The organism is Desulfonatronum thiodismutans (assembly GCF_000717475.1).
Taxonomy (GTDB): domain Bacteria; phylum Desulfobacterota; class Desulfovibrionia; order Desulfovibrionales; family Desulfonatronaceae; genus Desulfonatronum; species Desulfonatronum thiodismutans.
This window is the reverse complement of sequence record NZ_JPIK01000004.1, coordinates 362,092-375,503: the sequence shown is the minus strand read 5'-3', so window position 1 is coordinate 375,503 and position 13,412 is coordinate 362,092. Positions and strand designations below refer to the sequence as shown.

At 57.1% G+C, this 13,412-nt stretch carries 10 protein-coding genes; all 10 read left to right on the top strand.

Going from position 1 to position 13,412, the window contains the following annotated elements; all coding sequences use genetic code 11:
* Positions 1 to 258: 258 nt before the first annotated feature.
* The 10 genes from GY33_RS0102370 (at position 259) to GY33_RS0102320 (ending at position 13,101) form a co-directional block, all read left to right on the top strand.
* Positions 259 to 1,026, top strand: a complete 768-nt coding sequence (locus GY33_RS0102370; RefSeq protein WP_084184733.1) for an ABC transporter ATP-binding protein — start codon at positions 259 to 261, stop codon at positions 1,024 to 1,026.
* 44 nt (positions 1,027 to 1,070) lie between these two features.
* On the top strand, positions 1,071 to 3,434 hold the full coding sequence (locus GY33_RS0102365) for an ABC transporter permease (RefSeq protein WP_031385793.1): 2,364 nt from the start codon (positions 1,071 to 1,073) through the stop codon (positions 3,432 to 3,434).
* 35 nt (positions 3,435 to 3,469) lie between these two features.
* Entirely contained in the window at positions 3,470 to 4,675 is a 1,206-nt protein-coding gene (locus GY33_RS0102360) for an efflux RND transporter periplasmic adaptor subunit (RefSeq protein ID WP_031385792.1), read from the top strand.
* 248 nt (positions 4,676 to 4,923) lie between these two features.
* Positions 4,924 to 8,469, top strand: coding sequence for a PAS domain S-box protein (locus GY33_RS19580; RefSeq protein ID WP_161788431.1), 3,546 nt, complete (start codon positions 4,924 to 4,926; stop codon positions 8,467 to 8,469).
* A 512-nt stretch (positions 8,470 to 8,981) separates the two neighbouring features.
* Complete coding sequence (locus tag GY33_RS0102350; protein WP_031385790.1) at positions 8,982 to 9,350, top strand: hypothetical protein; 369 nt, start codon at positions 8,982 to 8,984, stop codon at positions 9,348 to 9,350.
* 64 nt (positions 9,351 to 9,414) lie between these two features.
* Positions 9,415 to 9,897, top strand: a complete 483-nt coding sequence (locus GY33_RS20245) for an Lcl C-terminal domain-containing protein (RefSeq protein WP_084184732.1) — start codon at positions 9,415 to 9,417, stop codon at positions 9,895 to 9,897.
* A 123-nt stretch (positions 9,898 to 10,020) separates the two neighbouring features.
* Entirely contained in the window at positions 10,021 to 10,449 is a 429-nt protein-coding gene (locus GY33_RS0102340; protein WP_031385788.1) for an Lcl C-terminal domain-containing protein, read from the top strand.
* A 137-nt stretch (positions 10,450 to 10,586) separates the two neighbouring features.
* Positions 10,587 to 11,048, top strand: coding sequence for an Lcl C-terminal domain-containing protein (locus tag GY33_RS19575; protein WP_051822205.1), 462 nt, complete (start codon positions 10,587 to 10,589; stop codon positions 11,046 to 11,048).
* A gap of 205 nt (positions 11,049 to 11,253) precedes the next feature.
* On the top strand, positions 11,254 to 11,382 hold the full coding sequence (locus GY33_RS21775) for a hypothetical protein (RefSeq protein ID WP_268746620.1): 129 nt from the start codon (positions 11,254 to 11,256) through the stop codon (positions 11,380 to 11,382).
* A gap of 474 nt (positions 11,383 to 11,856) precedes the next feature.
* On the top strand, positions 11,857 to 13,101 hold the full coding sequence (locus GY33_RS0102320; protein WP_031385786.1) for a tyrosine-type recombinase/integrase: 1,245 nt from the start codon (positions 11,857 to 11,859) through the stop codon (positions 13,099 to 13,101).
* Positions 13,102 to 13,412 lie beyond the last annotated feature (311 nt).

Sequence of the window (13,412 nt, the reverse complement as noted above, 5' to 3'; positions counted from 1 at the left end):
TATCTGGAAAACATGGGATGAGTGAAGAAATTAGCGCTTTTCAGATGCAAGTCAAGAATCGCCGTTGACTCGAGGCTATACCCCTAATCGAAATCGAACGTCATGAGAGATAAGGTGGACGAAAAACCAGGTCAATGTTGAATGCTTAATGATTTCGATTGCGATTTCGATAATTTGGGCTCAAGAACAAGTTTGTCCAGCTTTGTGAAAAAATCGCCGGCTTGACTCCCTTGGCATCCACGAACCAGGAGAGCGATCATGTCCTCCTTGAAACATACTGAAACGCCGGAAAAGTCGAGAGCCTCCGAAGCTTCCGAAGCTGCCGGGGTCGTGTTCCACGCCGAAGCACTGACCAAGATTTACCGCATGGGCGAGGTGGAGGTCTTTGCCTTGCGCGGGGTGGATCTGGACTTGTACCGCGGCGAATTCGTGGTTCTGCTGGGGCCTTCGGGGAGCGGCAAGTCCACGCTGCTGAACATCCTGGGCGGATTGGACCGGCCCACCAGCGGCACGGTCCGCTGCCAGGGGCTGGATCTGGTTCGGGCCACGGAGCGGGAGCTGACCCTGTTTCGCCGCAGGGTCGTGGGCTTCGTCTTCCAGTTCTACAACCTGATCCCCAGCCTGACGGCCCGGGAAAACGTGGCCATTGTCACGGAGATCAGCACGGACCCCATGACCCCGGAGGACGCCCTGAGCCTGGTGGGGCTGTCTGAGCGACTGGATCATTTTCCGGCCCAGCTTTCCGGAGGCGAGCAGCAGCGGGTGGCCATCGCCCGGGCTATTGCCAAGCGCCCCGAGGTGCTGCTCTGCGACGAACCCACCGGGGCCCTTGATTCTTCCACCGGCATCGCCGTGCTGGAGGCCCTGAACCGGGCCAACCAGGACCTGGGCACGACCACCGCGGTGATCACCCATAACGTGGACATCGCCCGGATGGCCGATCGGGTGATTTCCCTGAGCAACGGGCAGATTGCCTCTGTGGTGGAGAACCGGGACAAGAAAGCGCCTCGGGAGCTGTCCTGGTGAGTTCCCAGGTGAGGCCCCAGGTGAGCCCCCAAATGAGCCCCCAAATGAGTTCCCTGACCCGTAAGCTGCTCCGTGAACTCTGGGGGATGCGCGGCCAGGCCCTGGCCATCGCCGTGGTCATTGCCGGCGGGGTGGCCACGCTGATCATGTCCCTGACCAGCCTGGAATCCCTGACCATGACCAGGGACGCCTTTTACCGGGACTACCGGTTCAGCCATGTTTTCGCGTCCCTGAAACGCGCTCCGATCTCCCTGGAGGAGCAGATCCAGGCGATATCCGGCGTGCAGACCCTGGAAACGCGCATTCTGGCCGGGGCCAATTTGGATATTCCCGACTATCCGGACCCGGCCACGGGGCTGTTTCTCTCCCTGCCCGACGGGCGCAACGCCGAGCTGAACCGGCTGCATCTGCGCGAGGGGCGGCTGCCCCGGCCCGGCCGGGACCGGGAAACCGTGATCGGCGAGGCCTTTGCCGAAGCCCACGGCTTTCGCCCCGGCGACTCCCTGGCCGCGATCATCAACGGCCGCCGCCAGGAACTGACCATCGTGGGCATCGCCCTGTCCCCGGAATTCATTTACCACCTCAAGCCTGGAGACCTATTCCCGGATTTTGAGAGGCACGGCATCTTCTGGATGAACCGGACCGCCCTGGCAGCGGCCTACGACATGGACGGGGCCTTCAACGACGTGGTTTTGACCCTGACTCGGGACGCCCGGACCGGCGACGTGCTGGAACGCCTGGACTTCCTGCTGGTGCCCTACGGCGGGCAGGGGGCCGTGGGCCGCGAGGACCAGCTTTCCCATCGCTATCTCTCCGTGGAGCTGGACCAGCTGGCCACCATGGCCACCCTGTTTCCGACCATCTTCCTGGGGGTGGCCGCCTTTTTGCTGAACGTGGTCTTCACCCGGCTGATCAGCACCCAGCGCGAACAGATCGCCATTCTCAAAGCCTTTGGCTACTCCAACGCGCGGATCGGAACGCACTACGCCCAGATGGTCCTGCTGATCTCTCTGCTGGGACTGGTGTTGGGCATGGCCGCCGGGGGCTGGCTGGGGCAGCAGTTGGCCGAGATATACCGCACCTTTTTCCGCTTTCCATATCTGGACTACCACCTTTCCCCGAGAGTAGCCGCTCTGGGGGCCCTGGTCACCCTGGCCGCAGGTCTGTTCGGAGCGCTGTTCGCCCTGCGCGGAGCCGTGCGCCTGCCGCCGGCCGAGGCCATGCGTCCGGAACCGCCGCCGATTTTTCGCACCGCCCTGGTGGAGCGCCTGGGCGCGCGGCGTCTGCTGGGCCAGACCTCGCGCATGGTCCTGCGGAACATGGAACGTCGACCGGTTAAGACCCTGCTGTCCGTGGCCGGCATCGGCCTGGCGTGCGCCATCCTGATGGTCGGTCGGTTTCAGGAAGGGTCCGTGGACTACCTGATCAAGGTGCAGTACGGCCTGGCCCAGCGCGACGACCTGATGGTCACCTTTGTCGAACCCACCTCCCGGCGGGTCCTGTTCGAACTGGCGGCCCTGCCGGGGGTGACGCTGGTGGAGCCCACGCGCATCGCCGGGGTGCGGCTGCATCGCGGCCATGTAACCCATCGCACGAGCATTCAAGGGCTGGAGCCGGACAGCGACCTGCGCCGCATCCTGGACGACCGGCTGAACGTGGTCACTTTGCCGGACCACGGGCTGGTGCTCAGCGATTATCTGGCCGATGTTCTGGTCGTGGGACCCGGAGACATGGTGGAGGTGGAATTCCTGGAAGGCCGCCGGGAGCGCCTGGAGGTCCCGGTGGCCGGAATCGTGCGCGAGTTCACCGGTTCGGCGGCCTATATGGACCTGGATGCCCTGAACCGCATGCTCCGGGAGGGCCCGGCCGTATCCGGAGCCTATCTGGCGGTGGATCCCGAGCTGCGCGGCGAGGCGGTCCGCGCCCTCAAGGACGCGCCCCGGGCGGCCAGCGTCACGGACCGGCAAACCGCCATCCGCAACTTCTACGATTCCATGGCCGACATTGTGCTCACCTTCGCCTTTTTCAGCACGCTGCTGGCCGGAAGCATCGCCTTCGGGGTGGTCTACAACAGCGCGCGCATCGCCTTGACCGAACGTTCCAAGGAAATGGCCAGCCTGCGGGTCCTGGGGTTCACCCGCGGCGAGGTCGGGGCCATTCTACTGGGCGAGCTGGCCTTGATGACCGTCATGGCCATCCCCCTGGGTTTTCTGATCGGCATCGGGCTGATCGCCTACATCGTCCACGGCATCGACTCGGAACTGTACCGCATCCCGATGATCCTGGAGCCGCGTATTTTCGCCTTCGCGGCCACGACCATCCTGGCGGCCAGCGCCCTGTCCTGGGTGGTGGTGGCCAGGCGGTTGAAGAAGCTGGACCTGATCGGCGTGCTCAAAACCAGGGAATGACGTCTTTTCATCAACCCAAAAAAGGAATCGCCCTCATGAACTGGCGCAAGCGCATCCTGATTCTTCTGGCGGTGGTCGCCGGGGCCGTGCTTCTGGCCCTGGGCTTTCGTCCCTCACCCATCCTGGTGGACACGGAACAGGTTTCCCGGGGGCGGGTGGAAATCGTGGTGGAAGAAGAAGGACGGACCAGGGTCAGGGACCGGTACGTGATTTCCGCGCCTCTGGCGGCCCAGGTTCGCCGGATCGCCTGGGAGGTGGGGGACGAGGTGCAAGCCGGCGAGGTGGTCGCCGTGCTCGGGGCCCTGCCCGCGACGACCCTGGACGTTCGGGCCGAGGCCGAAGCCCGGGCCAGGATCCGGGCCGCCGAAGCCGTGATGACCATGGCCGAGGCGGAATTGGACGCGGCCGCCGCCCTGGCTGATCGCATCGCGAGCGAATTGGCGCGGTTGCGACGGTTGGCCGGGCAGGAAGTGATTTCCCACAGCGAGTTGGAACAGGCCGAGACCGAGGCCGACCGGGCCGAGGCCATGAAACGCTCGGCCCTGTTCAGGGTGCGCACGGCCGAGTTCGATCTGGAGGCGGCGGAAACGGCACTGCGGTTTTCCGGTCACGACCGGGAAGACGCGGAAGGATTGGTGGAGCTGCGGGCTCCGGTTTCCGGTCGGGTGCTGCACCGGTTCTTTCAAAGCGCCCGGGTGGTTCAGCCGGGAGAATCGATCCTGGAGGTCGGGGACCCGGCCGCGCTGGAAGTGGAGGTGGACGTGCTGTCCTCGGATGCCGTGCGCCTGGAGCCGGAGATGCGGGTTCTGCTGGAGCGCTGGGGCAGCCCCGAATCGTTGGAAGGCCGGGTGCGCCGGGTGGAGCCGGTGGGCTTTACCAAGGTTTCGGCCCTGGGCGTGGAGGAGCAGCGGGTGCTGGTTGTCGTGGATCTGACTTCACCACCGGAGCAGTGGATCAGACTGGGCCACGGGTACCGGGTCAACGCCCGGTTCCTGCTCTGGGAGGCCGAAGATGTGCTCCGGGTGCCGACCAGCGCCTTGTTTCGCCATGGCGACTGTTGGGCCGTGTTTACGGTCCGGGACGACCGGGCCCGGATGCGGATAGTGGAACCGGGCCAACGCGGAGGCTATTGGACGCGGATCATCTCCGGAATCGAGGAAGGCGAAACCGTGGTCGTCCATCCGGACCGCGAGCTTCGCGACGGCGTGCGGGTCCGGTTGCGCGGTGATGGTGGCGGATGAGTCCGATCCGATCCCCGCGCACCCAGATATTCCTTAGAGGTGATACAGTGTTGTTCAGATATGTTTGCGCATGGTTCCCGACTAAGGGCTTCATTTGAACCCCATGCTTGACCTTGTAGCCAAGAATGGATGACTAGTGAGAGAATATTGTCACACAATGAATAGTCTGGATGTTTGAAGGCGTTCGTTTCGAGCAGTCAGTAACCCCCCATCCCCATCATCCCGCCGCACTGCCCCAGGAGTTCCGCATGGCCCAGAAGCAACGTCTTGAAGAAAGTCCTGCACAGACAGGCTTTTCCAACGCTCACGACATTCTTTTGAACGCGCCCATCGGCATCTTCACGTCCACGCCCGAGGGGCGTTTTCTCAGTGCAAATACCGCCTTGGCGAAAATGTATGGTTACGCGTCGCCCACGGAGATGATCGCATCCATCACGGACATTGCCGCCCAAGTATATGTCAATCCGGCGGACAGGGATGAATTCAAACGCCTTCTGGAAGAGCAGGGAGAGATGGTCAACCATGAATGTCGGTTGCGCCGAAGGGACGGAACCGAGTTTTGGGTTTCGAGAAACGCCCGTGCGATCCGGGATGAAACCGGAGCCGTCACTCACTACCAGGGTTTCACGTCAGACATCACTGAACGCAAACGGGCCGAGGAGGACTTGCGGTTCAAGAATGCACTGCTGGAGGGGATCATGGAAAGCTGTCTCTCCCCCATTTTCTCTCTGGACCGCGAATATCGTTACACCAGCTTCAATAAAAGGCATGCCCAGGGGATGAAGGCGCTGTATGGCGTGGATATCCAGATTGGACACAGTCTTTATGAATATCAAACCGTTGCGGAGGACAGGGAAATATCCCGTCGTAATCTGGATCGGGCTTTGGGTGGCGATTCGTTCATAGATGAGGCCTTTTCCGGTAATCAGGAACTGTCCAGGGTGTTTATAGAAGTCACCCACAGCCCGATCCGTGATGAGCGTGGCCGGGTCATCGGTGTCAGTATTTTTTCTCGTGACATTACCGATCGCAAGCGGGCAGAGAGAGCGCTGAAGGAGAGCGAGGAAAAGCACCGCCGCTTTTTCGAGACCATGACTCAGGGTGTGGTTTATCATGCAGCCGACGGCACCATCATTTCAGCGAATCCAGCCGCGGAAAGGATTCTTGGCCTTACCTTCGACCAGATGCAGGGCAAGACGTCCATGGACCCTCGTTGGAAAATGATCGAGGAAGACGGGACAGCGGTTCCAGGAGAGGGCCATCCGGCCATGATCTCCCTGCGCACCGGAGAAACTTTCGGGCCTGTGATCCGGGGGGTGTTTCATCCGGACAAGAACGCCCATATCTGGTTGTCCATCACGGCTATTCCTTTGTTCCAGCCAGGAGAAGCAAAGCCCTTTCAGGCCTATGCCACGTTCGAGGACATCACTGATCGCAAACAGGCGGAAGAGCAGTACCAGATGCTTTTTCGCGAAATGTTGGACGGCTTTGCCCTGCATGAAATTATCTGCAACGACTCGGGTGAACCGGCAGACTATCGATTCCTGGCCGCAAACCCTGCATTCGAGAGGGCTACAGGTCTAAAAGGCGAGGACATTATTGGCAAAACCGTCCTGGAGACTTTGCCTGAAACTGAAGACCACTGGATCAAGACGTACGGGCATGTGGCCCTGACAGGGGAACCTGTCGTTTTCGATAATTTTTCAGCTGCGCTGCAAAAACATTTCGTGGTTACGGCATTTAGCCCGAAACCCGGTCAGTTCGCCTGTATTTTCGCCGACGTTACCGACCGCAAGCGGGCCGAAGAGGCACTCCTGGAGAGCGAGATCCGTTTCAAGGCCCTGCATAATGCATCATTCGGCGGCATCACCATCCACGACAAAGGCGTTATCCTGGAGTGCAACCAGGGGCTCTCCGAGATCACCGGGTATGGCTATGATGAGCTTATCGGGATGGATGGTCTTTTGCTGATAGCTGAGCAGTCGCGCGATATGGTGATGAACAACATTCTTTCCGGCTACGAAAAACCTTATGAAGCATTCGGGGTGCGCAAGAGTGGCGAGGAATATCCCGTGCGCCTTGAGGCAAGAAACATTCCCTACAAGGGCAAGATGGTTCGCGTCGTTGAATTCAGGGACATCACCGAACAAAAACGAGCCGAAGAGGCGCTTCGCGAGAGTGAAGCGCGTTTCCGCAATCTCTTTGAACAAGTTCCCACTGTCGCGGTCCAGGGATATGGGATGGACGGCAAAACGCTCTTTTGGAATAAAGCATCTGAGAGATTCTATGGGTTCTCGTCGGATGAAGCCATTGGAAAGAATCTTGTGGACCTGATTATTCCAGACGAAATGCGGACTGATGTTGTTCGGGCAATCCAAACCATGTCTGAAACCGGAATGTCTATTCCAGCGGCGGAACTCCATCTGAAGCGGAAGGACGGGTCGCGTATCCAGGTCTATTCCAGCCATGCAGTTGTCCGGAGACCCAACCAGCCACCTGAATTGTTTTGCATCGATATCGACCTGACTGAGCTTAAACAGATCGAACAAGCCCTGATCCAGGCCAAGGAGCAGGCTGAAGCCGCCAACAAGGCCAAATCTGAATTTTTGGCCAACATGAGCCATGAAATACGCACCCCTATCAACGGAATCATGGGCATGATGCAGCTTCTGGAGGTCACTGCCCTGGATGACGATCAAAAGCAGTATGTGCGGTTGGCTGTTGGTTCGGCCAACCGTCTGACCAGACTGCTTTCGGACATCCTGGATCTGTCCCGGATTGAGGCCGGGAAAATGGACATTCATGAGTCGGAGTTCAGCCTTGAGGAGTTGCGGGATTCCGTGTTCGGACTGTTCACGTTCGATGCAAGAAACAAGGGCGTGACCCTGGAATGCGCCATTGAGTCGTCCATTCCCGCCCGGATCGTTGGGGACGAGGCACGAGTCCGGCAAGTACTCTTCAACTTGGTGGGCAACGCCTTGAAGTTTACGGACAAGGGGAGCATTCGGGTTGATGTGACTCCGTTAACATCCGACAAGGGAGACGTTTGCAAGCTGCTTTTCACCGTTGCGGATACAGGTATTGGAATTCCCGTGAATAAGCTCAGAAACGTCTTCAATCCGTTCTTTCAGGTGGAGGGATCGTACACTCGCAGCTTTCAGGGCGCGGGATTGGGGTTATCCATTGTCAAGCGCCTCGTGGACCTTATGGGCGGGAATATCTCCGTGGTCTCTACTGTCGGCGAAGGAACCACCGTGAATGTGATTCTGCCGTTCAAATTTCCTGTCGGTGAGGACAGCCTCAAGCTTCAGGAGATGCCGAAATCGCCCGAAGCAAAGCAGAAGCTGCGCATCCTGCTGGCCGAGGACGAACCGTCCAATGCCCTCCCCATCCAGATGCTGCTGGAAAAGGCCGGACACACCGTGGCCCTGGCCGAAGACGGCCAACAGGTTTTGGACCTTCTCGCCGCCCAGGACTTCGACGTGATCCTGATGGACGTGCAGATGCCGGTAATGAACGGGGTGGAGGCGACGAAAAGGATCAGGAGTCAGGAGTCAGAAGTCAGTAGTCAGAAATCGGACGTCGGAGGGCGGACGTCTGGCTCTCAGGTTTCAGGTCTCATCCCTCAGCCCTCCCACCGGCGAACGCCGATCATTGCCCTGACCGCCTATGCCATGCTCGGCGACCGGGAGAAGTTTCTGGCTGCCGGAATGGACGACTATCTGGGCAAGCCGGTGAGGATGGAGGATTTGGCGAAGGTGTTGGAACGGGTGGTTTCCAACAAAAAGACATAACAGCGGCACGTGGAAAAGACGGCTCCGGAGGCCTATCTGGAGGGGATAGATTTTTAGGGATTTGCCAAGATTCAGTAGGCTTGCCGTTTTGCGCTGCGTACAGTCTGCTACCTCACAGCAAAAGCCCGAGGGAATCAAAGCGATTCCCTCGGGCAATGCGACATGGATTGAACTTGTTTCTTCGAACTAAATCTCAACGTTCAGGCTTTCTCCTCTACCCATGGCACCGGCCATCAATGCCTCACCCCATTGCCCCACCAACAGCACCCTGATATTCACATCCATCCCAATAGTCACACCACCCCAGCGAGATCAGCAAACGGCATGGGGACAGCTTACTATTTGCCAGAAGTGTTGGCAGTGCCAATGGAATTGGCGCAAACAGCAGGGGTTTGATTGGTTGGCGTAATTTTTTAACATTCTGGAATTGTATTATTTTATTCTGGCATGGATCGTGCTTAGAAAGAAGCATCATCGAAATTAAACCTTCAACTCACAAAAGGAGATTGAAAATGCGAAAACTCATCCTGTCCGCTTCCCTGGCCCTGCTGTTCATGGCAACCCCCAACCTTCACGCCGCAACCGGCACCTATATCGACTGCGTCCACGGCTGCCCCGACCTGCTCGACTGCATCGCCTGCTGCAACCAAACCTTCACGAGCATCAAGGATTCCTGCGACGCGAAATGGAACCAGTGCGAGGCCCTGTGCCCCCCGGGGAACATGGACTGTCTCGATGAATGCGTGATGGACAGAAACGATTGCCTCAGCAAGGACACGCGGCATTTCGACTGCCCGCACTGGAAGGGCGGCGGCCCGCAGCCGGGTTTGACAAAGGACAACAGCTGCAGTTGGCCCTGTCACGGAGGTCCAACATCCTGAAGTGAGTGACTTTATTTTTCAGAAGCCACCACTGTTCGCAAACGAAAGGGGTAGGAGAAACACCATGCCAAATATATGGAGAAAGCTTTCCACAACAGTAGCCCTGGCCTTCATGCTCTGCCTGACCGGGCTGGTCATGTCCGGCACGGCATTCGCCCAGCAGTGCGTGGACAACGGGGATGGAACAGTGACGGACAACGGAACCGGCCTGATGTGGCAGAAAGCAACGGCTGGTCCAATGAACTGGGATGCGGCCATGAATTATACTTCCGGCCTTTCATTGGCTGGACATTCTGACTGGGCATTGGCTGATGCAAATACATTAGTCAGATTGTATTCTTCGGCATGCAAGTCAATGCTAGAAGGGGCAGCAGATTCTTTATATTGGTCATTCACCTCTACTGGTTCCGAAGCATTGACAGTCACCTTCAACAACTCTGATACAATTTCTGTTGATAAATCCATCCGTCACCATGTTCGTGCCGCACGACAAAATAATGAGGGAAACACAAAAGCGAGATGCAGACCGTGGTGTGTGACGAATTAAATAATTTGGAATGAAGCGGAAAAAGCAGATAGCCAGTCAATTTAACTATTTATCTGTTAAAAAACCGCTTTGTATACGAAACTTTTAATTCCAAAAAACGAAAATTGCTATGAACAAAAATTCATGAAGACATTTGGAACAATGGCAATTTCACTCACTTTCTGTCTGACAATGCTATTTATCTCTTCTACATCCTTTGCCCAGCAGTGCCTGGACAACGGGGGCTGGACCGTGACGGACAATGGCACCGGCCTGATGTGGCAGAAGGAAACGGCTGGCATGGGGACCTGGGATGATGCCATGAGATATGTATCCGAACTTCCACTTGGCGGACATTCGGGTTGGAGGTTGCCAAGCATCGATGAATTAGCAAATCTGAACAACCGGCCATGTAAATCTTTGATGGAATTAGTGCCGTCCTATTACTGGTCGTCTACTACCTACGCCAGCTATAGGCTCAACGCGTGGATCGTCGACTTCGGTAGCGGCCTCGTGAGCCACTTCAATAAGTTTAATACTTATTATGCTCGCGCCGTGCGTCCCGCACAGTGATCGTTGATTTGACTGTTCTGAGATTTGGCCCTTTGATTAAATTGGGTTGTCGTTGAGGACAGCCTCATTCAGTCAAAGCAGAAGGCTGAAGGCATTCAGACTGTGAAGATCATGCAATATCATCAAGGAGTATCGCCATGCGGAAAATATGGACAAAGCTTTTCACAACAGCAGCCCTGGCCTTCATGCTCTGCCTGGCCGGGATGGTCATTACAAGCGAAGCCCAGGCCCAGAGGTTCGTGGACAATGGGAACGGTACGGTGACGGATACTGTGACGGGGCTGATGTGGACGAAGGATGCCAATATGTTTGGCAACATGGATTGGGATTCCGCCACATCCCGATGCGCTTCGCTTGCCGCGGATAGCATCACGGGATGGAGACTGCCCTCAAAGGATGAGTTCCCCGCAATTTACAAGGCAACTCGCGGTCAGCACCCTTTTGAAGGAATCCAAGGTGAATATTATTGGACCAGCACCCATTACACAGGTTATGGGGAGCATGCGCGTTATTCCATGCACATGTTGACAGGAACATTATCCAGGCTAAGTCATAAAGATAATCCATTCTACGTCTGGTGTGTCCGTAATACCTATTGATTCGCCATAGAGAACAAACACACGCCCTCTGCGCAAAGGCCGCCTGCCCTTCTGGGATGGGTGGCCTTTCTCTTTCTGGCGTGGGACCATCCTGCAAGGCGCGAGGTTGCCCTGTGCGTCCTTCAGCGCAGGGCTGGCAGGGTTGGAGGCTATCAGCGGCGTCTGGGTTCGAGAGCGGTCAGGAAGGGGATGGGGCGGTCACAGTATGAGGTTCTGGCCGAGCCTCATCCCCAACGCCCGAAACCGACTCGGTCCTGTCGTGGGCGGGCTGGAGGGCAAGGGCGGCTTGTGGCAGGGGGGTGGTCGGCTGGGGCTGCGCGGGGGCTTGGGGTGATGACGGGACGCGGTCTGGATGTGGGTGGGCGAAGGATCGATCGAAGAGCGAAACCTGACCCAAAATAACACACACCAATCAGGATCAAGTCTTCTTGCAAAGATTGCTTCGGCCAAGTGGGTAGCAATAGGGTAGCAAAAGAAAAAGGGGTTAAAGCTGATTTAGCTTTAACCCCTTGAATTTGCTGGTAGCGGGGGCAGGATTTGAACCTGCGACCTTCGGGTTATGAGACCGTGGGCACAGCATATAGGCCCTTTCCTTCCCTTTCCTTTCTTTTTCCATAATATCCTGAATAACATGGCTTTACCTGCAATAGGTGCTTGACCTCTTGCCTTTTCTGTCCTATCGTTTGCCCTGCTTTTTGATGCTGAAGGTTGGAATAATGGTTGGAATGGAAACGGGGTTGGAATGGCTTGAACCAAAGGCTTTTCATCCCGAGTGATCCCCCAAAGGTTGGAATGGGAGGGTGGCAAGATGAGCAAACGGATCAAGACAGATTACAAGGGCGTATTTTATCGGATCGTGCCCAGGCTTGGCGGCAAGGGTGAAGAGAAAAGCTATTTTGCGGTTTACAAGGTGAGGGGCAAGATCGTTGAAACAGCGGTTGGGCGGCAATACCTTGACGACATGACCCCGGCGAAGGCGGCCAAACAGCGGGCGTTGTTAATCGAGGGCAAGGCCCAGACTCGGGAAGCGGAACGGGAAGCTGATCGGCAACGGAAGATCGAGGAAGAGGCTCGGCAAGCTGAAGAGGCGGCCCGGAGGGAACAGGAAGACAACAAGCCTATCCTGGCCCGGTTGTGGGATGAATTCAAGACTGCCAAGTCTGACAAGAAATCCATGAACAGCGAAGAGGGGCGTTGGAACCTTCACCTTGCCCCTTTCCTGGCTGACAAGATGCCCAGCGAACTTGTGACCCTGGACGTGCAGCGGATCAACAAGAAGATGAAGGACAAGGGTTTGTCCGTGATGACCCGGAAACACGTTCTGGTATTGCTCAAGCGGATCATAAGCTATGCCGTGGACATGGGGCGGATTGATCCCCCTTACTCCAAGAAATTCAAGATCGACCTGAAGAGCGAGATCGGCAAGGTCAACAACGAGACTACGGAAGACCTGAGCGAGGATCAATTGCACTCGTTGCTTGAGGCTATCCAGGATGCCCCTGATTGTGACCGACAAGGCGCGGACGTGATGCGGCTTGCCCTGGCTACCGGCATGCGGAAAAGCGAGATTTACAAACTTCGATGGGATGAAATCAGTTTTGACCGTGGAAACATAAGGATAACGAACCCAAAGGGCGGCGAAGATCAAGCGATCCCTCTGAACAGCACGGCGCGGACTATCCTTGAGAGCATCCCCAGGGTGACAATGGAAGGTGGACCTTCCCCATGGGTGTTCCCTGGTAAAGACCCCAAGAGGCATATTGCCTGCGTCAAGAGGCAGATAAACAGGATACGGGAAGCGGCGAACCTGCCCGAGGGCTTCCGGCCCATGCACGGGCTGAGACATGCCTACGCTTGCGCCCTTATCAGCAGCGGCAAGGTTGATCTGCCTACCCTTCAGAAGTTGCTCACTCACAAAAGCCCGGCCATGACCCTACGCTATGCCAAGGTCAGGGATGAACGGTTGAATAATGCGGCGGGCGTGATGGATGAGATTTTGAGCAATGCCCATAGCGGCCAAGGCAGGGTGATCCCTTTGGGGCAGGCCCGGTAAACCCAGGGGTGGTCTATTGATAGGCAGGTGTCGTTTCTGAAGGACTTTTTGAGCAACAAGACGAACTGGTTCATATTTGCGAGATTCTGAACCGTGGCGACGAAACGAGTAAACAGTTGAGAGAGCGGATCGAGACAATGGCCCGAAGCAAATAGCCCTGCCTCCCCTCTTTTGTGTGCAAGGCAGTAACCATCTGTGGTTACTGCCTTTTTTTGTTCCTAAATAGGACAGAAACAGTCTTGGTTGACATGAGGGACAACAAACAGCCGAGGCGGGTTGATTCGGCAGGAAAGCGAGGTAGGCTTACGCAA

Excerpts from the sequence above, each read along its gene's own strand:
- GY33_RS0102370 (WP_084184733.1), top strand. The coding sequence starts at position 259 with ATGTCCTCCTTGAAACATACTGAAACGCCGGAAAAGTCGAGAGCCTCC.
- GY33_RS0102365 (WP_031385793.1), top strand. The coding sequence starts at position 1,071 with ATGAGTTCCCTGACCCGTAAGCTGCTCCGTGAACTCTGGGGGATGCGC.
- GY33_RS19580 (WP_161788431.1), top strand. The coding sequence starts at position 4,924 with ATGGCCCAGAAGCAACGTCTTGAAGAAAGTCCTGCACAGACAGGCTTT.
- GY33_RS0102340 (WP_031385788.1), top strand. The coding sequence starts at position 10,021 with ATGAAGACATTTGGAACAATGGCAATTTCACTCACTTTCTGTCTGACA.
- GY33_RS20245 (WP_084184732.1), top strand. The coding sequence starts at position 9,415 with ATGCCAAATATATGGAGAAAGCTTTCCACAACAGTAGCCCTGGCCTTC.
- GY33_RS0102360 (WP_031385792.1), top strand. The coding sequence starts at position 3,470 with ATGAACTGGCGCAAGCGCATCCTGATTCTTCTGGCGGTGGTCGCCGGG.
- GY33_RS19575 (WP_051822205.1), top strand. The coding sequence starts at position 10,587 with ATGCGGAAAATATGGACAAAGCTTTTCACAACAGCAGCCCTGGCCTTC.
- GY33_RS0102350 (WP_031385790.1), top strand. The coding sequence starts at position 8,982 with ATGCGAAAACTCATCCTGTCCGCTTCCCTGGCCCTGCTGTTCATGGCA.
- GY33_RS0102320 (WP_031385786.1), top strand. The coding sequence starts at position 11,857 with ATGAGCAAACGGATCAAGACAGATTACAAGGGCGTATTTTATCGGATC.
- GY33_RS21775 (WP_268746620.1), top strand. The coding sequence starts at position 11,254 with ATGAGGTTCTGGCCGAGCCTCATCCCCAACGCCCGAAACCGACTCGGT.